The sequence below is a fragment of the Sphingopyxis granuli genome (genome assembly GCF_001559015.1).
Classification (GTDB): Bacteria; Pseudomonadota; Alphaproteobacteria; order Sphingomonadales; family Sphingomonadaceae; genus Sphingopyxis; species Sphingopyxis granuli.
In genome coordinates this window covers 259,841-280,016 of the sequence record NZ_CP012199.1, presented here as the reverse complement: position 1 = coordinate 280,016, position 20,176 = coordinate 259,841, and the positions used below count along the sequence as shown (strand labels likewise).

The 20,176-nt window shown below is 69.7% G+C and carries 18 protein-coding genes; 9 read left to right on the top strand and 9 right to left on the bottom strand.

Annotation, left to right across the window (positions count from 1 at the left end):
• Positions 1–81: 81 nt before the first annotated feature.
• Complete coding sequence (locus SGRAN_RS01290) at positions 82–450, bottom strand: glycine zipper 2TM domain-containing protein (RefSeq protein WP_148650774.1); 369 nt, start codon at positions 448–450, stop codon at positions 82–84.
• A 471-nt stretch (positions 451–921) separates the two neighbouring features.
• Here SGRAN_RS01290 and SGRAN_RS01285 point away from each other — a divergent pair, with 471 nt between their 5' ends.
• The 3 genes from SGRAN_RS01285 to SGRAN_RS01275 are packed head-to-tail and all read left to right on the top strand — an operon-like array spanning position 922 to position 4,673.
• Positions 922–2,448 (top strand): NAD(P)/FAD-dependent oxidoreductase, encoded by a 1,527-nt coding sequence (locus SGRAN_RS01285; RefSeq protein WP_067180030.1) that lies wholly within the window; start codon positions 922–924, stop codon positions 2,446–2,448.
• A 4-nt stretch (positions 2,449–2,452) separates the two neighbouring features.
• Complete coding sequence (locus SGRAN_RS01280; RefSeq protein ID WP_067186785.1) at positions 2,453–2,875, top strand: GtrA family protein; 423 nt, start codon at positions 2,453–2,455, stop codon at positions 2,873–2,875.
• A 4-nt stretch (positions 2,876–2,879) separates the two neighbouring features.
• Positions 2,880–4,673 (top strand): hypothetical protein, encoded by a 1,794-nt coding sequence (locus tag SGRAN_RS01275; protein WP_148650773.1) that lies wholly within the window; start codon positions 2,880–2,882, stop codon positions 4,671–4,673.
• Positions 4,674–4,709: 36 nt separating this feature from the next.
• On the opposite strand, the gene SGRAN_RS01270 is transcribed toward SGRAN_RS01275, so the two are convergent.
• The 3 genes from SGRAN_RS01270 to SGRAN_RS01260 all read right to left on the bottom strand — a co-directional run bounded on the left by SGRAN_RS01270 (position 4,710) and on the right by SGRAN_RS01260 (position 8,786).
• Positions 4,710–5,966, bottom strand: a complete 1,257-nt coding sequence (locus SGRAN_RS01270) for a cytochrome P450 (protein ID WP_067180023.1) — start codon at positions 5,964–5,966, stop codon at positions 4,710–4,712.
• 628 nt (positions 5,967–6,594) lie between these two features.
• Positions 6,595–7,833 (bottom strand): ABC transporter permease, encoded by a 1,239-nt coding sequence (locus SGRAN_RS01265; protein WP_067180021.1) that lies wholly within the window; start codon positions 7,831–7,833, stop codon positions 6,595–6,597.
• Entirely contained in the window at positions 7,830–8,786 is a 957-nt protein-coding gene (locus SGRAN_RS01260; protein WP_067180018.1) for an ABC transporter ATP-binding protein, read from the bottom strand. Before SGRAN_RS01260 ends, SGRAN_RS01265 begins: the two co-directional genes overlap by 4 nt.
• Positions 8,787–8,853: 67 nt before the next feature.
• Between SGRAN_RS01260 and queG the strand changes: the two genes are divergently transcribed.
• Positions 8,854–9,918 (top strand): tRNA epoxyqueuosine(34) reductase QueG, encoded by a 1,065-nt coding sequence (gene queG, locus SGRAN_RS01255; RefSeq protein WP_067180015.1) that lies wholly within the window; start codon positions 8,854–8,856, stop codon positions 9,916–9,918.
• Between the two features lie 118 nt (positions 9,919–10,036).
• Here the strand turns inward: queG and SGRAN_RS01250 are convergent, their stop codons facing one another.
• Both SGRAN_RS01250 and SGRAN_RS01245 read right to left on the bottom strand, forming a co-directional pair.
• Positions 10,037–10,414, bottom strand: coding sequence for a hypothetical protein (locus SGRAN_RS01250; protein WP_067180012.1), 378 nt, complete (start codon positions 10,412–10,414; stop codon positions 10,037–10,039).
• Complete coding sequence (locus tag SGRAN_RS01245) at positions 10,411–11,106, bottom strand: EI24 domain-containing protein (RefSeq protein WP_067180009.1); 696 nt, start codon at positions 11,104–11,106, stop codon at positions 10,411–10,413. Before SGRAN_RS01245 ends, SGRAN_RS01250 begins: the two co-directional genes overlap by 4 nt.
• A gap of 107 nt (positions 11,107–11,213) precedes the next feature.
• Here SGRAN_RS01245 and SGRAN_RS01240 point away from each other — a divergent pair, with 107 nt between their 5' ends.
• Positions 11,214–12,212: an adenosine kinase gene (locus SGRAN_RS01240; protein ID WP_067180006.1), complete on the top strand. Its 999-nt coding sequence runs from the start codon at positions 11,214–11,216 to the stop codon at positions 12,210–12,212.
• Positions 12,213–12,230: 18 nt separating this feature from the next.
• Here the strand turns inward: SGRAN_RS01240 and SGRAN_RS01235 are convergent, their stop codons facing one another.
• The 3 genes from SGRAN_RS01235 to tsaD form a co-directional block, all read right to left on the bottom strand.
• On the bottom strand, positions 12,231–13,772 hold the full coding sequence (locus SGRAN_RS01235) for a lipopolysaccharide biosynthesis protein (protein WP_404950391.1): 1,542 nt from the start codon (positions 13,770–13,772) through the stop codon (positions 12,231–12,233).
• Positions 13,773–13,862: 90 nt separating this feature from the next.
• Entirely contained in the window at positions 13,863–14,855 is a 993-nt protein-coding gene (locus tag SGRAN_RS01230; RefSeq protein WP_067180003.1) for an NAD(P)H-dependent glycerol-3-phosphate dehydrogenase, read from the bottom strand.
• Positions 14,852–15,886 (bottom strand): tRNA (adenosine(37)-N6)-threonylcarbamoyltransferase complex transferase subunit TsaD, encoded by a 1,035-nt coding sequence (tsaD, locus tag SGRAN_RS01225; protein ID WP_067186782.1) that lies wholly within the window; start codon positions 15,884–15,886, stop codon positions 14,852–14,854. Before tsaD ends, SGRAN_RS01230 begins: the two co-directional genes overlap by 4 nt.
• A gap of 467 nt (positions 15,887–16,353) precedes the next feature.
• Here tsaD and hemC point away from each other — a divergent pair, with 467 nt between their 5' ends.
• From hemC to SGRAN_RS01205, 4 genes are all read left to right on the top strand, one after another.
• The gene (gene hemC / locus SGRAN_RS01220) at positions 16,354–17,307 is read left to right on the top strand and encodes a hydroxymethylbilane synthase (RefSeq protein WP_067180000.1); all 954 of its coding nucleotides are present in this window, start codon (positions 16,354–16,356) and stop codon (positions 17,305–17,307) included.
• Positions 17,304–18,002, top strand: a complete 699-nt coding sequence (locus SGRAN_RS01215) for a uroporphyrinogen-III synthase (protein WP_067179996.1) — start codon at positions 17,304–17,306, stop codon at positions 18,000–18,002. Before hemC ends, SGRAN_RS01215 begins: the two co-directional genes overlap by 4 nt.
• Positions 18,003–18,011: 9 nt before the next feature.
• The gene (locus tag SGRAN_RS01210; RefSeq protein ID WP_067179993.1) at positions 18,012–18,926 is read left to right on the top strand and encodes a mitofilin family membrane protein; all 915 of its coding nucleotides are present in this window, start codon (positions 18,012–18,014) and stop codon (positions 18,924–18,926) included.
• Between the two features lie 82 nt (positions 18,927–19,008).
• A complete protein-coding gene (locus SGRAN_RS01205) occupies positions 19,009–20,148 on the top strand; it encodes a CaiB/BaiF CoA transferase family protein (protein WP_067179990.1) in 1,140 nt (379 codons plus the stop codon).
• Positions 20,149–20,176: the final 28 nt, after the last annotated feature.

Here is a 20,176-nt window from a genome sequence, read left to right as displayed (position 1 = left end):
GGAAGCGGGGACCTCGGGGCAGGCCCGGGATGACGATGACGCCATCGGTGGGCTCTCCACCGCCCGCCCGCCTGGCCCGGATCAGCAGCGGCTGTTGCGATCGATCTCGCGACCGAGAAGCGCACCGCCGGCCGCGCCGATGATCGTACCGGGCGTGCGGTCGCCATAGCGGTCGATCTCGCGTCCCAGCAGCGCGCCGGCGGCGCCCCCGATGATCAGCCCCGTCGTTCCTCCGCTGCGGCAGTGATGGCGGGAACGGTAATATCGGCGGTCGCGATAATGATCGCGCCTATAATCGCGGCGATAGTCGCGCCGGTAATCGCGGTAGCGATCATTGTCGCGATGTCCGTAATAGCCGCTCCGGTGGTGGCGGTCGCGCGCGTCGGCGTCGGTCGGCACGGCGGTCGCGGCGCTCGCGCCGATCAGCGCCGCCAGGGCGAATTTCTTCATCCAGAACATGGTCGTCCTTTCCTGTCGGTCCCCGCGGGACAGATTGGAACCGCGATGCTGGCGCCTGGCTGAACCCGCCGGCACCATGCGGCCGATCGCGTCTCGCTTCGTCGTCCGGCCAGCGCATTTCGTCGCGTTCGACCGCCGAGGAGGCTCTTTATCGATGGGGCAGACCCATGCCTATGGAATGCGGATATCGGCGTGGTTTCTCTTTTGCGTCACCCTGAACCTGTTTGGCGATTGTTTCCGGCAAGGAACTGTTCCCCGGCGAAAGCCGGGGTCCAGATGGCACAGCGCCGCTTCGCATGGACCCCGGCTTTCGCCGGGGAACAGGCTTCAACTGCTTGAGGGGTACCAACCCGTTTCACGGGCATAGGGTAGCCACGCCCCAAATCCTACCGTCCCGTTAACCAGTTTTTAGGGCCGCTGCGCCACAGCGGTGGGTGAACATGGGCTGCGTGGGGAATTTCGATGCTTGACAATCAGAACGGGCCGACTAGCGCCGACGTCGCGATCATCGGCGCCGGGCCGGCGGGATTGACCGCCGCCTATCTGCTCACGAAGCAGGGCTATCGGGTGACGGTGATCGAGAAGGACCCCGTCTATGTCGGCGGGATCAGCCGCACCGTCGAGCATGACGGCTTTCGCTTCGATATCGGCGGGCATCGCTTCTTTTCGAAAGCCCAGGAGGTCGTCGACCTGTGGAACGAGATTCTGCCCGACGATTTCATCCAGCGCCCGCGGATGAGCCGCATCTATTACGAGGGCCGCTATTATTCCTACCCGCTGCGCGCTTTCGAGGCGTTGTTCAACCTCGGCATCGTCCGCTCGGCGCTGTGCATGGCGAGCTATGCGAAGGCGAAGCTCTTGCCCAACCGCACCGTGCGCAGCTTCGAAGACTGGACGGTGAACCAGTTCGGGCACAAGCTCTATTCGATCTTCTTCAAGACCTATACCGAAAAGGTGTGGGGGATGCCGTGCGACGAGATGTCGGCCGACTGGGCGGCGCAGCGCATCAAGGGGCTCAGCCTCGGTGCCGCGGTGCTCGACGGACTCAAGCGCAGCCTTGGCCTCAGCAAGGCGCCCAATGACGGCATGGCGGCCAAGACCCTGCTCGAAACCTTCCGCTATCCGCGCCTCGGCCCCGGCATGATGTGGGAAGCGGCGCGCGACAAGGTGATGGCCGGCGGCAACCATGTGCTGATGGGCCACGGCCTCAAACAGCTTTCCCAGGACCAGAAGACCGGCCGCTGGCGCTTGACCGCGACCGGTCCCGACGGCGATGTGGTGATCGACGCCAATCATGTGATCAGTTCGGCGCCGCTGCGCGAACTCGCGGCGCGTCTCCATCCGCTTCCGGCCGCCGCGCTGACCGCGGCGCCCAGCCTCAAATATCGCGACTTCCTGACCGTCGCGCTGAAAATCCGGTCGAAGGACCTGTTTCCCGACAACTGGATCTATATCCACGACAGCAAGGTCAGGGTGGGCCGGGTCCAGAACTTCCGCAGCTGGTCGCCCGAGATGGTGCCGGATCCCGACCTTGCCTGCGTCGGCCTCGAATATTTCTGCTTCGAGGGCGACGGGCTGTGGTCGTCGAGCGACGCCGATCTCGTCCGCCTCGCGACCGACGAGATGGCGATCCTCGGCCTGTGCAGGGCGGAGGATGTCGTCGGCGGGGTCGTGGTGCGGCAGGAAAAGGCCTATCCGGTCTATGACGATGATTATGCCGCGCATGTCGCGGCGCTGCGCACCGAGCTGGAGGCGCGCTATCCGACGCTGCACATGGTCGGGCGCAACGGCATGCACCGCTACAACAACCAGGATCATGCGATGATGACCGCGATGCTGACGGTGCGCAACATCGCCGCCGGCGCGCGCGTCTACGACATCTGGGGCGTCAACGAGGACGCCGAATATCACGAGAGCGGCGCCGAGGGCGAAGGCGCGGCCCTGGCCTCGGTCCGTGCCGTGCCGGTCCGCGCCGCGCGGGCGGCCTGACGCCATGATGGCGATGCCCCTTCTTCCCGTGGCGCAGCGGCTGATGAAGGCGACTTTTCTGCGCTATATCGGCGCCAGCGCGATTGCGCTGGCAGGCGATATGGGGCTGTTCATGCTGTTCGTGGCGGCGGGCTGGCTGCCCGCGGCGGCTGCGGCGACAAGCTATGCCGCGGGGATTGTCATTCACTGGCTGACCAGCTCGCGCCTCGTCTTCGTAGAGGGTGCCCGAACCGAAGGCATGAAGCGTGTCCGGCAAAAGGGTCTGTTCCTCGGCTCGGCCTTCGTTGGGCTGGGGCTGACCGTGGCGATTGTCTGGGCCGGTGACATGGGGGGCATCGATCCGATGCTGTCGAAACTGATTGCTGTCGGCCTCTCCTTTGTCGTGACCTATATCCTGCGCAAGACGCTCGTCTTCGCGGCGGCCTGACGAAATGATGCCCAGAGCGCCGCGCGTGCCCGTCGCCGACCGGATCGCAGTGCTGTTGTGGCTCGCGGTCGTGGCCGTCAGCCTTGCCATCTATCGCGACAGCATCGCCACGCTCGACCTGCGCGACGCCGACGATTATCTGCGACTGGCGCAAGTCCGCGACCTGATGGCGGGGCAGAGCTGGTTTGACATCACCCAGTATCGGATCAACCCCGCAGATGGCGGCGGGATGATGCATTGGTCGCGTTTCATCGACGTGCAGATCGCGGCGCTGATCTGGCTGTTCGGGCTGTTTCTTTCCCCGGAGGCGGCGGAACGATGGGCGGTGGCGCTCTATCCACCCCTGCTGGTCCTGCCGCTGTTGCTGCTGATGCGGCGCGTCCTGGACCGTCTGGGCGACCGGTGGCAGATGATCGCCGGTCTGTTCCTGACGGCGACTGGAGTCACTTTCCTCCATTATTTTGCTCCGTTACGCATCGACCATCACAATTGGCAACTGGTGCTTTCGGTCGCGATGTTGTGGTTGGCGCTGGGCGAACCTACCTTTCGGCGCGGGCTGGCGGCGGCGCTAGTGATGGCTGCGCATGTCGAGATTTCCCTCGAGGGCTTTCCCTATCTTGCGATCTTCGGCGCGCTGTTCTCGCTCGAATGGCTGCGCAATCCGGCGGCAGAGCGGCGGCTTGAGGGGCTGGCAGCGGGGCTGATCGTCTTTCCGGCATTGTGGTTGCTGATCTTTCGCGGTCGGGATTCGTTTCGTGCTGTCCACTGCGATTCCTTCTCGCTGCCCTATGCGACCGGAGTGGCCGCGGCGGCACTGGTGCTGCTCGTCGGCTTCCGACTGCCCGGCTTCACTCGATGCTGGCAGCGCCGCGCCCTGCTGCTCGCAATCGCGGGTGCGGCGGGGGCGGGCGCTTTCCTGATATTCGGCCGGCCGTGTCTCGACGGGCCGTTCGGTGATCTCGAACCGCTGGTGCGATCCTATTGGTACGACATGGTGATGGAGGGGCGGCCGATCTGGCGGCAAAGGGGCGGCGTAGCCGCGTTTTTCCTGACGCCGACATTGGTCGGAATAGGCGCCGCCTTCTGGGCGTGGCGGCGCGCGCGCGATACGCAACGCGCCGCCGACTGGCACCGCATGCTGTTCGTGCTGCCTTGCAGCGCTGTTCTGTCGCTGCTGGTGCTGCGCACCAGCGCCGCGGCGCACGCCTATCTGATCCCGGTCTTTGCTGCGATGGGAGTCGCGCTATGGGACTGGAGCCGCGCGCGCCGCTCTGCGCTCGCCCGCGTGGGGGGCGCGATGGTTGCGCTGACCGCGATCCCGGCTGTTGATGTGATGCTGGTCGATAAGGCGTTGGGAGCGATTTCTCCCGAAAATGCAGCGATTCTCAACGCGGACAAGGCAACGGAAGCCGAAAAAGGCTGCCCTTCGTCCTCTGCCCTCGCCGCATTCGCGCGGGAACCGGCGGCGCTGGCCTTCGCACCGCTCGACATAGGGCCATCGATCCTGGTGGGAACGCCGCACAGCGTCGTTGCGACAGGCCACCACCGCAACCATGTCGCGATGAATCGCGTGATCACCGCCTTTCTGTCCGATCCTGCGGCAGCACGGCCAATCGTCCAGGACAGTGGCGCACGTTGGCTCGTTCTCTGCACGCGGTTGCCTGAAATCAGGAATTTCGCGCGGGGGATGCCGCGGAGTCTTGCGGCGCGGCTCGCGCGCGGAGAAGATATTCCCTGGCTGACCTATGAGGCGGGGCTGTCCCACAGCACGTTCCGCGTCTACCGCATTCTGCGCTGACGCCCCGACGAAGCGAAGCGGAACGCCCCTCGCCCCTCAGTAGCGTTCGAGTTCGACCTGCATGTGGCGATAGCCGTGGACGAAGCAGGCATTCACCCGCTCGGGCTCGGCCAGCACGTTGACGCGCAGGCGCCGCTTCTGCATCTCGGAGATCAGCGCAGTGAGCTGAAGTTCGGCGACGCGGGCGCCGACGCAGCGGTGGATGCCGTAACCGAAGGCCAGGTGGCGGCGCGCATTCTCGCGATCGACGATGATTCTGTCGCCGTCGGGAAAGACGCTCTCGTCGCGATTCGCCGAGGCGTACCAGAGCGCGATCTTGTCGCGCTTGCGGATCTGGTGTCCGAACAGTTCGGTATCCTCGGTCGCGGTGCGGCGCATGTGCGCGAGCGGGGTCTGCCAGCGCAGGATTTCGTGCATCGCATTGACCGCGAGATCGGGGTCGTGATTCGCCTCGAGCTTCGCGCGTTCCTCGGGGAACTGGTGCAGGCCATAGGCATAGGCCGACATCGAATTGCGCGTCGTATCGTTGCCGCCGACGATGAGCAGGATCAGGTTGCCCATGAATTCCTCGTGGCTCATGTGGCTCATCGCGTCGGACTGGAGCATGATCGAGATCAGGTCGTGTTGCCCCGGATTCTGTGCCTTGCGGTCCCACAGCTCCTTGAAGGCGGCGCCCATTTCATAGGCGATGGCGAGCCGCTGCTGCCGTTCCTCGGCGGTGTTGAAGCTTTCGATGTCGCCCAGCGCGTCGGACCAGGCGGTCAGCTTGTGGCGTTCCTCCCACGGGAAATCGAAGAGGATCGCGAGCATCTGCGTCGTCAGTTCGATCGACAGCTTCTCGACCCAGTCGAACGGCTCGCCGACCGGAAGCGAATCGAGCACGTCGCTGGTGCGCTTCAGCGTATCGGCGCGCATGCGCTCGGTTTCCGAGGGGCCGAAGGCCGGGGCGACGGTGCGGCGCTGCGCGGTATGCTGCGGCGGGTCCATCGCGATGAACATCGGCATCGGGACCTCGCCCTCCTGCAGATGCTCGACGCCGTCGCCCGCGACGGTGATGCCGCCATATTCCCACGAGGAGGAGAATATCTTGGGCAGCGCCTCGACATGCTGGATCGGCTTGTAGGTCGTCACCGACCAATAGGGGCCGAACTTCGAATCCTCGCAATAATGGATCGGCGATTCGGCGCGCAGGCGCCGCATCGGTTCCTGCCAGCGATCCTCGCGCCACAATTCGGCGCGGGAGACGTCGAGCGGATTCACGGTTTCGGGGGCTTCGCGGATCACGGTGGCCATGGGGGCAGCTCCTCTCGCGGCCGTCTTCGCGCGGCCGATCGGGTTGCAGAATGCCACTGTTTACAGCTTTGTCAACGACCCTGGGGGAAAGACCCTAGTTACCTGAATCTGACGTTTGCCCCATCGATTCCGTCATCCCGGGCTTGACCCGGGATCCCGCTTCCTTTCGCGCACGGACGGAGGAAAAGCGGGACCCCGGGTCAAGCCCGGGGGGACGATGAGGACAAAACTTTGAGTCCACCATATCGGGGTCTGTGGGGGTTCGGGTGCTTGCGGACGCATAGGGGCGTGTCCCCGCGAAGGCGGGGACCCAGTGCGGTGGAACGCAAACCCTGATTTCATACGCTCTGGGCTCCCGCCTTCGCGGGAGCACGTGGTTTTGTTTTGCGAAAAAAACTGAATCTCCACCGGCCATAGAGCATTATATCTGAACCGTTTGCCCCCCGCTTTCGCGGGGGCAGGCTCTGAGCTTGTCGAAGCCTGTCCTGAGCGCCTGCAAGGCAGTCGAAGGGGGCCGTTCTTTCTTTCGCGGACGCAAGAAGAAGGACGGTGCTTCCCCCGGACTCGATCCGGGGTCAGCACGAACGGCTGAGAGGGTGTGTCAGATTTCACGCACGTCGCGCTAAAGTCACCGCAGCCGGCGCTTCCAGAATCGCCAGTCGCCGCGCCCGCTGAGCACCCCCGAACGGAAGAGGCGCACCGAAAGATAGACGACGAGCGCGACCCACAGCGCCTGCCAGCCGAGCGCGAGCAGGTGGATGCCGCGCGCCTCGTCGGTCGCCGCCCGCGCCGCCATCGCCAGCGGCGAGGAGAAGGGGAATATCTGCGCGAAGGTCGCGAGGCCGCTGCCCGGCGCGCTGGCCCCGGCCGACGACAGGCTGAACATCGCGACCTGGAAGATGGTGATCGGCAGGCTGAGCATCTGGATTTCGCGCACCGTGCCCGCCTGCGAGCCGATCCCCAGGAACACCGCGCCGAGCAGCAGGAAGGCCATGACGAAATAGGCGAAGCCGATGGCGAGGAAGAAGGGCCAGCCGGTCGCCGGCGCGGTCGCCAGCGCCGGAACGGGCGCCGCGCCGGCGGCGGAGAGCGCCGCGGGGTCGAGCCCGGCCGCATAGATCAGCCCGGCCACCACCGCGATCGCCAGCCAGAAGGCGATGAAGAGGATCGCGACCCCCAGCATGCCGAGCAGCTTGCCGAGAAACACGCCTTCGAGCGGCACTGCGGCGGCGAGGATCTCGATCACCTTGTTGCCCTTTTCCTCGGCCAGCGAACTCACCGTCTGTCCGGCGAGCAGCAGGGTCAGGAGGAAGATCACGAACACTGCGGCAAAGCCGATCGATTGCTGCAGCGCGACGCTGGTGCCGCCGCTGGCGAGCGCCTCGAAACGCGGCGTGACGGGCGGCGGCGGGCCCGCCGCGCGGCTGTGCAGTGCCTCGCCGGCGAGCAGCGCCAGATAACGGCCGGCGCTGCCGCCCGCCTCGCGCTCGACGATATGCGGGGCGGCAAGTGCGCCGATCATCACCGCATAGGTATCGCTGCCCTTTTCATGGGCGATCGCGACCGGGTCGGCGTTCGCGGGCGTGGCGGCGCGCAGTTCGAGCGTCGCCGGCGGGCGCGGCATCGCGGCGCGCAGGCGCGCATCGGCGGCGCGCAGCGCTTCGAGATCGGCGGCATCCGCCACCGCGACGATGCGGCCGGTGCCGCGCGCGCTGTCGGCAAGCTGCGACGCGCCCATGCCCCCCGCCAGCCCCATGCCGAGCATGAACAGCGGCGCGAGCAGGAAGAGCAGGAAGGTCGGCGTCGCGACGATCGCCAGAAAGTCGCGCCGCGCAACGACGGTCATCGTGCGAAGGAAGGGGGTCATGCGGCGGCCTCCTCGATCGCCGCATCCTCCGCGTCGGCGTGAAAGCCGGCATCGACCTGGCGGACGATGTGGACAAAGGCGTCGTGCAGCGCCGGGCGGCTGATCGACAGGCCGGTCACCCCGAACCCGCTCGCGGTGATGCGGGCGAGCAGCGGTTCGACGTCGGCATCGCCGATCGCAAAATGCCACGCATCGCCGTGCGGTTCGGCGGCGGCGGGGAGCAGCGCGCGAATCGCCGATGCCTCGGCCGCGACGCGCGGGGTGTAGCGCACCTGCATCGGCAGCAGCGCGCGCGCATCGTCAACGCTGCCCTCGAAGCGCCGCTGCGCGCGCGCGATGATCGCGATCCGGTCGCACAGCCGCTCGGCATGCGCCATCACATGGGTGGAAAAGAGGATCGTCGCGCCGCGCTCCCGCTCGCGCCGCACCAGCGCTTCGAGTCGCTCCTGGTTGACCGGGTCGAGACCGGAGAAAGGCTCGTCGAGCACGATCAGGTCGGGCGCATGGACGATCGAGCCGATGAGCTGGACCATCTGCGCCATGCCCTTCGACATCTTGCGGATCTTTTCGTCGATCACGCGTTCGAGGCCGAGTTCGGCCATGAAGGCGGCGGCGCGGCGGCGCCCTTCGGACCAGTCGAGCCCGCGCAGCGCGCCCATGAAGGCGATGGCTTCGCGCGCCTTCATGCCCGGATAGAGCCCGCGCTCCTCGGGCAGGTAGCCGATGCGGTGGCGCACCGATTGCGGCGTGTGGCCGCCGAGCAGCCGGCTGACCCCGGCATCGGGATCGATGATGCCCAGCATCATCCGCAGGCTGGTCGTCTTGCCCGCGCCATTGGGGCCGAGCACGCCGTAGATGCTGCCCGCCGGCACCGCGAGATCGACTCCGTCGACGGCCTTGAACGCGCCGAAATATTTGGTGAGGCCGGTCGCCTCGACGCTGCAATCGCTCAAAATCCGGTCCCCGATCCCAATGCCGCGACACTATGGCATGGCGCGTCGGCTGTCGTATAGGGCCGCAATGGTTTCAGACGCCTTGCCAACGCCCGAAGGACGGCTCGAAGACCGGCTCGAAGCGGTCGCGCGCGCGCACGGCTTCGCGGCGTTCGGCATCGCCGACGCCGGGGCGGCGCCGCAGACCGCCGCGCGGCTGAACGCCTGGCTGGCCGACGGATGCCATGGCGACATGATCTGGATGGAGGGGCGCGCCGCCCAGCGTGGGTCGCCGCGCGGCCTGTGGCCCGAGGTGCGGTCGGTGATCGCGCTCGGGATGAACTATGCCCCCGCCGCCGATCCGCTGGCGCTGGCGGCGCATCCCGATCGCGGGCGCATCTCGGTCTATGCGCAGGGCACCGACTATCATGACGTCGTGAAAAAGGCGCTGAAGGCGGTCGCGCGCTGGCTGGTCGCCGAGGTGCCGGGGGCCGAGGTCAAGGTGTTCGTCGACACCGCGCCGGTGATGGAAAAACCGCTCGCCGCCGCGGCCGGGCTCGGCTGGCAGGGCAAGCACAGCAATCTGGTCAGCCGTGACCATGGCAGCTGGCTGTTCCTCGGCGCCATCTATACGACGCTGGCGCTCGTGCCCGGCGCGCCGGGGCGCGACCGCTGCGGGCGCTGCCGCGCCTGCCAGGACGCCTGTCCGACGCAGGCCTTTCCGGCACCCTATCGCGTCGATGCGCGGCGCTGCATCTCCTATCTCACGATCGAGCATGCCGGGCCGATCCCGGTCGCGCTGCGGCGGGCGATCGGCAACCGCGTCTATGGCTGCGACGATTGCCTCGCGGTGTGCCCGTGGAACAAGTTCGCGGACACCGCGCACCGCCACCGCGCCTTCCTGCCGCGCGCCGAGCTGGCGGCGCCGTCGCTCGCCGACCTGCTCGCGCTCGACGATGCGGGGTTCCGGCAGGTGTTCGCGGGATCGCCGATCAAGCGCATCGGGCGCGACCGCATGGTGCGCAACGCCGCGATCGCGGCGGGCAACAGCGGCGACCCGCGCTTTCGCCCGCGCCTGACCGAACTGACCGGCGATGCCTCGCCCGTGGTTGCCGAGGCGGCGGCGTGGGCGCTCGCGGCGCTGGCGTCGTGACGTCGCACCGGCGTGTTGGCAAGTCGGGCGGAACCGCCTGACGACCCGGAAAACACGGCAAAACAAGAATCCAGGGTGCCGGTTCTGATCCGATCAAAACCGGACGCACGCTGACGCGTCAGCGGCGCAGCGCGCCGATGCAGCCGTCGACATTGGTGTCGCGCCCGTCGGGGGTGCGCGCGTCGACATGGGTGGCGACCGGCGTCGCGCCGACGCGCGGCGGATAATAATAGACGTCGATCGTGCACGCCGATCCGGCGAACTGCAGCTTGCGGCCCGCGCCTTCGGTGACGTCGAGCCGGGGCTTTCCGAACAGGCGGATCGTGCTGTCGGCGTCGCGGCCGACCAGGTTGTTGTTCTGGGTGATGCGGGGCGTGCTTGGCGGAAAGACGGTCGGCGTCGGGGGCGCGGCCGGACGCGGCACCGCGGTGGCGGCGCAGCCGGAGAGCGTGGCGGCGAGCGCGGCGGCGGCGAACGGGCGGTGGCTGCGGATCATCCTCGGTCCTTCATGGTCGGCGCCCGCCGGGGCAGGTGGAGCAGGTGGACGGCCATAGCCGCGCTCGCGATCGGCGCCAACAGGTTGACGACGGGGACCAGGAAAGATGCGGCGGACAGCAGGCCCGCCGTCCAGCGCGCGCCGCGATCGAAGCGCGGCCGGTCCGGATGGCGTGCGAGCACCATCGCCTCGAGATCGCGGCCGAGCAGCAGCGCGTTGACGCCGAGCGCGAGCAGCACCGTGCCGACCCCGGTGACCAGCAGCAGGATGTAGAAGGGCAGCGCGACGAGGTTGCCGGCGATCAGCCGGCCGAGCGAGGCGAGCGCGAGGCGGAGGCCGCGGCCCCAGCCGACCGGCACCGCGCGCCCCGCGGCGGCGGGATAGTGGCGCCCCTCGACCTCGGCGACGATCCCGTCGGCGAACAGGCCGACGACGACGATCGCGGCGGCGCGGAACAGCAGCCAGCTTCCGGCGACGAGCAGCAGCACCAGCAGCGCGCTCGCCATGTCGGTGCCGCTTTCGCCGAGCCACCGCCCGTGATCGAGCAGCCGGCGCGCGGCGAACAGGATCGCGGCGCCGGCGGCCACGAAGAGCAGCAGCGTCAGGGCGAGGCTGAGCGCGAGGATGCGCAGCACGCGCGCGTTCGGCAGGTCGCGGAGCGCGAGCAGAAAGGCTTGGACGGCGCGGGCCATGGCGCAGCGATGGCGCGGAGCGGCGGGCCGCGTCAAGCGCCGCGCTTGCCTTGCGCCGCGCAGCCGCTTAAGGCGCGCGCAGTTTTCCCCGCAAGACAGGATCATCCATGGCCTCCACCGCCCGTTTCGACGTCGTTGCGATCGGCAACGCGATCGTCGACGTCATCGCCCGCGCCGACGACGCGCTGATCGCCGCCGAGGGCCTGGCCAAGGGATCGATGCGGCTGATCGACGCCGCGGAGGCCGCGCGCCTTTATGAAGCGATGGGGCCGGCGGTCGAGATGTCGGGCGGCTCGGCGGCGAACACGCTCGCGGGCATGGCGGCGCTCGGGCGCCGGTGCGCCTTCATCGGGCAGGTCGCCGACGACCAGCTCGGCGGCGTCTTCACGCACGATCTGCGCACGCTGGGCGTCGCCTACGACACGCCGCCGCTGGCGGGCGGGGCGCCGACCGCGCGCTGCCTGATCCTCGTCACCCCCGACGGCCAGCGCACGATGAACACCTTCCTCGGCGCCAGCCATCTGCTGGGCCGCGAGATGATCGACGAGGCGCTGATCGCCGCGTCGGACATCCTCTATCTCGAAGGCTATCTGTGGGATCCGCCGCTGTCGCGCGCGGCGATGCGGCGCGCGATCGACGTGGCGCGCGCGGCGGGGGGCAAGGTCGCCTTCACCCTGTCCGACGCCTTCATCATCGACCGCCACGGCGAGGATTTCCGCGCGCTGATCGCCGAGGGGCTGTTCGACATCCTGTTCGCCAACGAGGTCGAGATCTGCGCGCTGGCGGAGGAGACCGACTTCGAGGCCGCGGTCGCGCGCATCGCGCCGCAGGTGCCGCTGCTTGTCGTGACGCGCAGCGAAAAGGGCGCGATCGCGCTGACCGGCGGCGCGCGCACCGAGGTGAAGGCGGAACCGATCGACGCGGTGGTCGACACCACCGGCGCCGGCGACCTGTTCGCCGCGGGTTTCCTCGCCGGCCATGCCGGGGGCCGGCCGGTCGCCGACTGCCTGACGATGGGCGCGGTCTGCGCGCGCGAGATCATCGCGCAGGTCGGCCCGCGCGCGCAGACCGACCTCAAGGCAAAGGTCGCCGAACGCCTGGCATAAGCCGAGGGCGCGGCAGATTCAGCCGGCGGGCGCTTCCGCCGGCTCGGGGTGCTTGCGGAACAGCGCGCGGTCGGCGGGGCCGAAGCCGCGCGTCCAGATCAGCCAGCCGTAGATGCCGAGGATGAAAGGGATGCCGAACAGCAGTTCGGCCCACTCTGGCAGCTTGGTCGCCCCCCAGCCGAGGATTGCCGCGCCCGCGGTCGCCCAGACGAGCGCCCAGCGCAGGCTGTTGACCGGCGCGTGCAGGATGCGCGCGAGCAGCCACGCCTTGGCGACCGACGCGAAGCCGAGCGCGAGCATCAGCGCGAGCGCGACCGCGGCGGCATAGTGGATCGGGGCGAGGCCCATCGACCGGGCGACGAGGATCAGCGCCACGCTGAGCGCCGCCTGGAGCGCCAGCGTCGCGAGGCTGATCACCAGGTTGCGGTGCCGCGCGACATAGACCAGCGCCGCCTCGCTGACCACAGCGGTCGCGGCGACGACCTCGGCCGCGAGCAGGAAGGCGAGCGCGGTGGTGCCGCTGACGAATTCGGGGCCGACGAGCCCCATCACCGCCTCGCCTGGGATGCCGAGCGCGAGCGCGACCCCGGCCTGCGCGGCGATGATCCAGAAACCGACCTGGCTGACCTGCGCGGCGACGGCGCCTAGCCGCTTTTCGGCGAGGTTGCGGGTGATGACGGGGCCGAGGATCGGTTCGAAGCTGGTCTTGAGCTTCTGCGGCAGCGAGGCGACCTGCTGCGCCATGTAATAGATGCCGTAGATGGCGGGCGAGGTGAACTGGCCGAGGATGAAGAGATCGAGCCGCCGCGTGCCCCATTCGATCGCGTCGGCGGCGGCGAGCGGCGCGTTGCGGCGCGCCAGCGAGATGAGCTGCGCGGGGTGCGGCCGCCAGACGCCGGGCCCGCCATAATGGCGAACCATCGGAACGAGCGCGGTGAAGAAGGTCGCGATCATCGCGGCGGCGTAGGAAAGGATCAGCCCGTCGCGCAGCGAATAGAAGGCGAAGCCGAACGCCGCGAAGCTGATCACCCACGGCTCGACGACCGAGCGCGCGCGCACCGTCGCGCCGATGTCGTAGCGATAGGCGCAGGCGGCGAGCGCGATGTCGGCGCCGGCGATCGCGAACACCGTCGTCGCCATCCAGCGATCCCAGCCCGCGACGTCGCCCGCGGGGAACATGAGCTGCGGAAAGGCGAAGAGGATTGCCGAGCCCGCCGCCGAGGCGAGGAAGGCGACGAACATGCCGTCCCACACGACGATGCGATGGTCGGCGCCGGGGGCGCTCAGCTGTTCGGCGAGCCCGCGCTTGAGCCCGAGCGTCGCGAGCTGCGCGACCAGTTCGATGACGAGCACGGCGAAGGCGAAGCGCCCGACCGCCTCCGGTCCGTACCAGCGGCCCGCGAAATAGAGGAAGGGCAGCCGCGCGACGAGGCGCAGGAGGAAGCCGAGAAAATTGGTCCGCCCGCCCTTGGCGAGCGCCGCGGCGTCGGCATCGGCCAGCGGCGCAGGCGGCGCGGCCGAATCGGGGGTGCGCGTTGCCGCACTGTCCGTCTGGCTCAAGCCTGGCGCCCCTTCTGCTTTTCCCCGCCCGTCCGTTTAGCGCGCCGCGGCGGGGCAGGCAATTGCGCGCGGTATGTCATCGGCGGTGTCTCACGCGCCTTCGCGTCGCAGCGGGCGGCTGAGCAGAGCCTGAATGGCCTGGGCAACCCCCGTCTCGCCCGCGACCAGCCGCGCGACGGTGTCGGTGATCGGCATGTCGATGCCCCCGGCGCGGGCCGCCTCGGCGATCACCGGCGCGCTGAACGCGCCCTCGGCCACGGTGCGGCGGTCGCGCATCAGGACGGCGGCGCTTTCCCCGCGCCCGAGCCCCTGGCCGAGCGCGAAATTGCGCGAATTGGACGAGGTGCAGGTGAGGACGAGATCGCCGAGCCCGGCCAGTCCCGCGAGCGTTTCGGCCTGGGCGCCGCGCGCGAGGCCGAAGCGCGTCATCTCCGCGAAGCCGCGGCTGATCAGCGCGGCGCGCGCGTTCAGCCCCAGCCCAGCGCCGTCGACGATGCCGCAGGCGATCGCGAGGATATTCTTGACCGCGCCGCCGATCTCCGCACCGATCATGTCGGTCGAGGCATAGGGGCGGAAATGCGGGCGCGCGAGCGCGCGGGCCAGCGCATCGGCGATCGCCGGATCGGCCGCGGCCAGCGTGATCGCGGTCGGCAGCCCGGCGGCGACCTCATGCGCGAAGGTGGGGCCCGAGAGGACGGCGAGCGGCCGTTCGGGAAACAGGGCGCGCGCGATGTCGACCGGAAAGGCGAAGCTGCCCGCCTCCATCCCCTTGCTGCAGAAGATCAGCGGCGCGGTGTCCGTCGGCAGGTCGGCCAGGACGGCGCGCAGATAAGGCACGGGCACGACGACCAGCAGCGCGTCGAGGCCGGCGAGGTCGGCCAGATCGCCGGTCGCGCGCAGCGACGGCGAGAGCGGCGCGCCGGGCAGGAAGAGCGGATTGCGATGCTCGGCGTTGATCGCCGCCGTCACCTCCGCCTCGCGCGCCCACAGCAGCACCGGGGCGCCGTCGGCCGCGAGCAATTGCGCGAGCGCGGTCCCCCACGCCCCCCCGCCGACAACGCCGAAGCGGGCGAAGGACGTCATGCCTTCACCCCGGCGCCGCGCACGGCCTCGGCGGCGGGATCGAGCGGCCAGCGCGGGCGCGCGGCGACGTCGAGCGGATCGGTCAGCCCGGCGGCGAAGCGCTCGGCGCCCGCCCAGGCGATCATCGCGCCATTGTCGGTGCACAGCCACAGCGGCGGCGCGACGAAGCGCCTGTCGAAGCGGTGCGCGAGGTCGGCGAGCGCGGTGCGGATCGCGCCGTTGGCGGCGACGCCCCCCGCGACGACGAAGGCGGTGGCCCGGGGGCAGGCAGCGAGCGCGATGCGGCTGCGGTCGACGAGGCAGTCGACGACCGCCTGCTGGAAGGAGGCGGCGAGGTCGGCGGTGCGATGCTCGCCCGAAGCCGCGGCGCGCGCGACCGCGCTCTTGAGCCCGGCGAAGGAGAAATGCGGCTCGGCGCTGCCGACGAGCGGACGCGGCAGCGGCACCGCGTGCGGGTCGCCGTCCTGCGCGATGCGTTCGACCGCCGGTCCACCCGGATAGCCGAGCCCGAGCAGCTTCGCGGTCTTGTCGAACGCCTCGCCCGCCGCGTCGTCGATCGTCGTCGCGAGGCGGCGATAGGCGCCGACGCCCTCGACGAGCAGCAGCTGGCAATGGCCGCCCGAGACGAGCAGCAGCAGATAGGGAAAGGCCAGCTCCGCATCGGTGAGGCGCGGGCTGAGCGCATGGCCTTCGAGATGATTGACCGCGATCAGCGGCTTGCCCGCCGCGTGCGCGAGCGCCTTGCCGGTGACGAGCCCGACCATCACCCCGCCGATCAGGCCGGGACCGGCGGTCGCGGCGATCGCGTCGACGTCCGCCAGCGCGAGTCCCGCATCGGCGAGCACGGCTTCGACGAGCGGGGCGAGGCGGTCGACATGCGCGCGCGCCGCGATCTCCGGCACCACGCCGCCATAGGGGCGATGCTCGGCCTCCTGCCCGGCGACGCGATGCGCGAGGATGCGGCGGTTCGTGTCCACCAGGGCGGCCGCGGTTTCGTCGCAGCTCGATTCGAGGCCGAGGATCAGGGTCATATTGCTGCGCAACCCATACCCGCCCCTTTATCGGCAGGGCAAGCCGCGCCAGACCGATGACCTTGGATTGACTCCCTTCGTCATTGCGGGCCCCGGATCTGATCCGGAGGAAGCAATCCAGAGCGGTTTGCGCACGCTCTGGATTGCCGCGCGGCTTCGCCGCTCGCAATGACGAATCCTTCTAATGTCATCATGGTCTATGGCCTGTGGGAATTCAGTTTTTTCGCAAAACAAAATCACGTGCTCCCGCGAAGGCGGGAGCCCGGAGCGGATGAAATCGAGGTTTGCGTCCCACCGCACCGGGTCCCCGCCTTCGCGGGGACACGTCCCTATGCGTCCGCAAGCACCCGAATCCCCACAGGCCCCGATATGGTGGAATCAAGGTTCTTGTCCTCATCGTCTCCCCGGACCTGATCCGGGCTCGCAATGACGTTTCCATTCGATGTCATCATGGTCTAGCAGGCCGCATGACTTCGATCCCGCTTCCCACGCCCGCCAGCCCGCTGCGTATCGGCACCCGCGCCTCGCCGCTGGCGATGGCGCAGGCGAATCTCGCGGCGGCGGCGCTCGTCGCGGCGCACGGCCTCGACCCGCGCGCGCTCGAAATCCTGCCGATGACCGCGACCGGCGACAAGATCCAGGACCGCGCGCTGGCCGAGGTCGGGGGCAAGGCGCTGTGGACGCGCGAACTCGACATCGCGCTCGACGCGAAGGTCATCGACATGGCGGTGCATTCGCTCAAGGATGTCGAAACGCTGCGCGACGAGCGCTTCTTCCTCGCCGCGATGCTCGAACGCGCCGATCCGCGCGACCGGATGGTGGTGCCCGACGACGGCACCGCGCGGACGATCGCCGACCTGCCGCACGGCGCGCGGCTGGGGACGAGCAGCCCGCGCCGCGCGGCGCAGGTGCGGCGTATCCGGCCCGACCTGGAAACCCCGCTGCTGCGCGGCAATGTCGCAACGCGGCTCGCCAAGCTCGCGGCGGGCGATGCCGATGCGACGCTGCTCGCCGCGGCGGGACTCGCGCGGCTCGGCATGGACGCGATCGGGACGGCGCAGCCGATCGACCTGCTGCTGCCCGCGGCCTCGCAAGGCGCGATCGGCATCGAATGCCGGGCGGAGGATGCCCCGCTGCGCGGGCTGATCGCCGCCGTCGATCATGCGCCGACGCACGCCGCGGTCGCCGCGGAGCGCGCGTTCCTCGCGGCGCTGGGTGGCGACTGCCGCTCGCCGGTCGCGGCGCATGCGCGCTGGCTGGACGATGGCGCGCTGCGCCTTGATGCCGAAATCTATTCGGAGGACGGCGCCGATCATGTCGCGGGCTCGACGCAGGTGACCGGCGCCGCCGATGCCGCGGCGCTGGCGCGGCGCCTGCTCGACGAGGCGCCCGATGCGGTGCGGCGGCTGTTCGCGGCATGACGGCCGCGCTGCCGCTGCTGGTGACGCGCGCCGACCCCGGCGGTGCGGCGACCGTGGCGCGCGCGCGGGCGATGGGGCTCGACGCCCGGCACCTGCCGCTGTTCGCGGCGCGCGCGCTGGGCTGGACGGTGCCCGATCCGGACGATTTCGACGCGCTGCTGGTGACGAGCGCGCAGGCGATGCGGCTGGCGGGCCCCGGGCTGGCGCGGCTTTCCGCGCTGCCGGTGCATGCGGTGGGGGCGCCCTCGGCCGCCGCCGCGACGGCGGCGGGCCTGCACGTCGCGGTCACGGGGGACAGCGACGGGCAGACGCTGATCGATGCCATGCCGTCACGGGGCGTCCGGCGCGTGCTGTGGCTGTGCGGGCGCGATCATTCGCCGCTGGTCGCCGGTGCGACCGTGCTGACGCCGCTTCCCTGCTATGCCGTCGATCCGGTCGATCCGCCGTCCGAATGGGCGGCGCTGATCGCACGGCCGGCGGTGCTGCTCGCCTATTCGGGGCGCGCGGCCGAGCGAATCGCGGCGCTGACCGAGGGCGCGCGCGATCATCTGGCGCTGGTTGCGATCAGCGAATCGGTCGCGGCGCGCGCGGGCCGGGGATGGCGCGCGGTTTCGTTGGCCGCGCGGCCCGATGACGCCGCGATGTTGGCAGAGGCGCATGCTTTGTGCCACAAGGGCGCACACAGGGTCGTCTGAAAGAAGAATATGGCAATCGACAGCGACAAAATGGCGCGCGCCGAACCGAGTGTCCAGGGCCGGGGGCCGTCGTTGCGGATGCTCGCGGTCGGGGCGCTCCTGCTGCTGCTGATCGGCCTGGTCGGCGGCGGCTGGGCGATGAGCCGGCTGATGACCGGCCGGCAGGCGCCGCCGGTGGCGAAGGTTCTCGAAGCGCCCGTTCCCGGCGGCGTGCCGGTGGCGGGCGGCGCCGACGAGGCGGCTGCGCCGGCCGCGGCGGCGAGCCAGCCGGCACTCGTCGTCGCGCCGGTCGACGGCGCCAATGCGCTCGCGGCGCGGGTCGCCGAACTCGAACAAAGACTGTCGCGCATCACGATCGAGGCGGCGTCGGCATCGGGCAACGCCTCGCGCGCGGAGGGGCTGCTCGTCGCCTTCGCGGTGCGCCGCGCACTCGATCGCGGCCTGTCGCTCGGCTATCTCGACGCGCAGCTGCGCCTGCGCTTCGGCGACGATCAGCCCAATGCGGTCAAGACGATCATCGACACCTCGCGCGACCCGATCACGCTCGAACAGCTGCGCAGCGACCTCGACGGTCTGGCGCCGCAGCTCGTCGGGCGGAGCGACGGCAACGGCAATCTGTGGACCGGCATCAAGCGCGAGTTCGGCGAACTGTTCGTCGTGCGGCCGGCGGGCAGCCAGTCGACGCGCGCGTCGGAACGGCTCGACCGGGCGCGCCGCTATCTGGCGGGCGGGCAGGTCGACAAGGCGATCGAAGAGGTGCAGGCGCTGCCCGGTGCCGAGGCGGCGACCGAGTGGCTGATCGACGCGCGCCGCTATCACGAGGCGCGCCGCGCACTCGACCTGATCGAAACCGCGGCGATATTGGAGCCGCGCGACGGCCAGGCCGCCGCGATGGTCCGCAAGCAGGCCGAAACCACGCCCTAGGATTTCCGGGCCGCACTCCGAAGGAACATCGCCATGGCTCTCGCCGACCCGCCGATCCCCAGCATCGGGGCTTTGGTCTGAGATGAGGCCGCGCGCTTCTAAACCATTGGGGGGTTTGCGAGTCGTCGAACTGGCGCGCGTGCTCGCGGGGCCGTGGTGCGGGCAATTGCTCGCCGACCTCGGCGCCGAGGTGGTCAAGGTCGAGCGGCCGGGCGCCGGCGACGACACGCGCCACTGGGGGCCGCCCTTCGTCACGGACGAGGACGGCGCGAATCTGGGCGCCGCTTATTATCACAGCTGCAACCGCGGCAAGCGCAGCGTCGCGATCGACATCGCGACCGCACGGGGGCAGGCCGAGGTGCGCGCGCTGCTCGCCGACGCCGATGTCGTGATCGAGAATTACAAGGTCGGCGGGCTGGTCAAATACGGGCTTGATCCCGCGCGGCTGCGCGCCGATTTCCCGCGCCTGATCGTCTGTTCGATCACCGGCTTCGGCCAGACCGGGCCCTATGCGCACCGCGCCGGCTACGACTTCATCGTCCAGGCGATGAGCGGCTTCATGTCGCTGACCGGAGAGCCCGACGGAGCGCCGCAGAAGGCGGGGATCGCCTATGCCGACATCTTCACCGGCATGTATGCGACGGTCGCGATCCTCGCAGCGCTGCGGCGCCGTGACGTCACCGGCGCGGGCGCGCATGTCGATATGGCCTTGCTCGACGCGCAGGTCGCGGTGCTCGCGAACCAGGCCGCCAATTATCTGGCGAGCGGCGTGGCGCCGAAGCGCATGGGCAACGGCCACGCCAATGTCGTGCCCTATCAGGCGTTCGCGACCGCCGACGGCCAGCTCGTCGTCGCGGTCGGCAACGACGGGCAGTATCGCAAGCTCTGCGCGATCCTCGGCGAGCCGCAATGGGGCGACGACCCGCGTTTTGCGACCAACGCGGCGCGGCTGGCCAACCGTGCCGAGCTGATCCCGCTGCTCGCGGCGAAGATCGCGACCTGGGAAGCGCAGCCGCTGTCGCTCGCGCTCGAGGCCGAAGGCGTGCCCGCCGGGCCGATCAACGACCTCGCCGGCGTCTTCGCCGACCCGCAGGTGATCGCGCGCGGCCTGCGCTTCCGCCCCGAGGGGGCGTCGATCGACGGCGTCGCGAGCCCGATCGTCATCGACGGCGAACGCATGGTCGCAGCGACGGGGGCGCCGCCGCTCGGCGGACGCCCATAGAAAAAGGGGCGCCGCTATGGACGCCCCT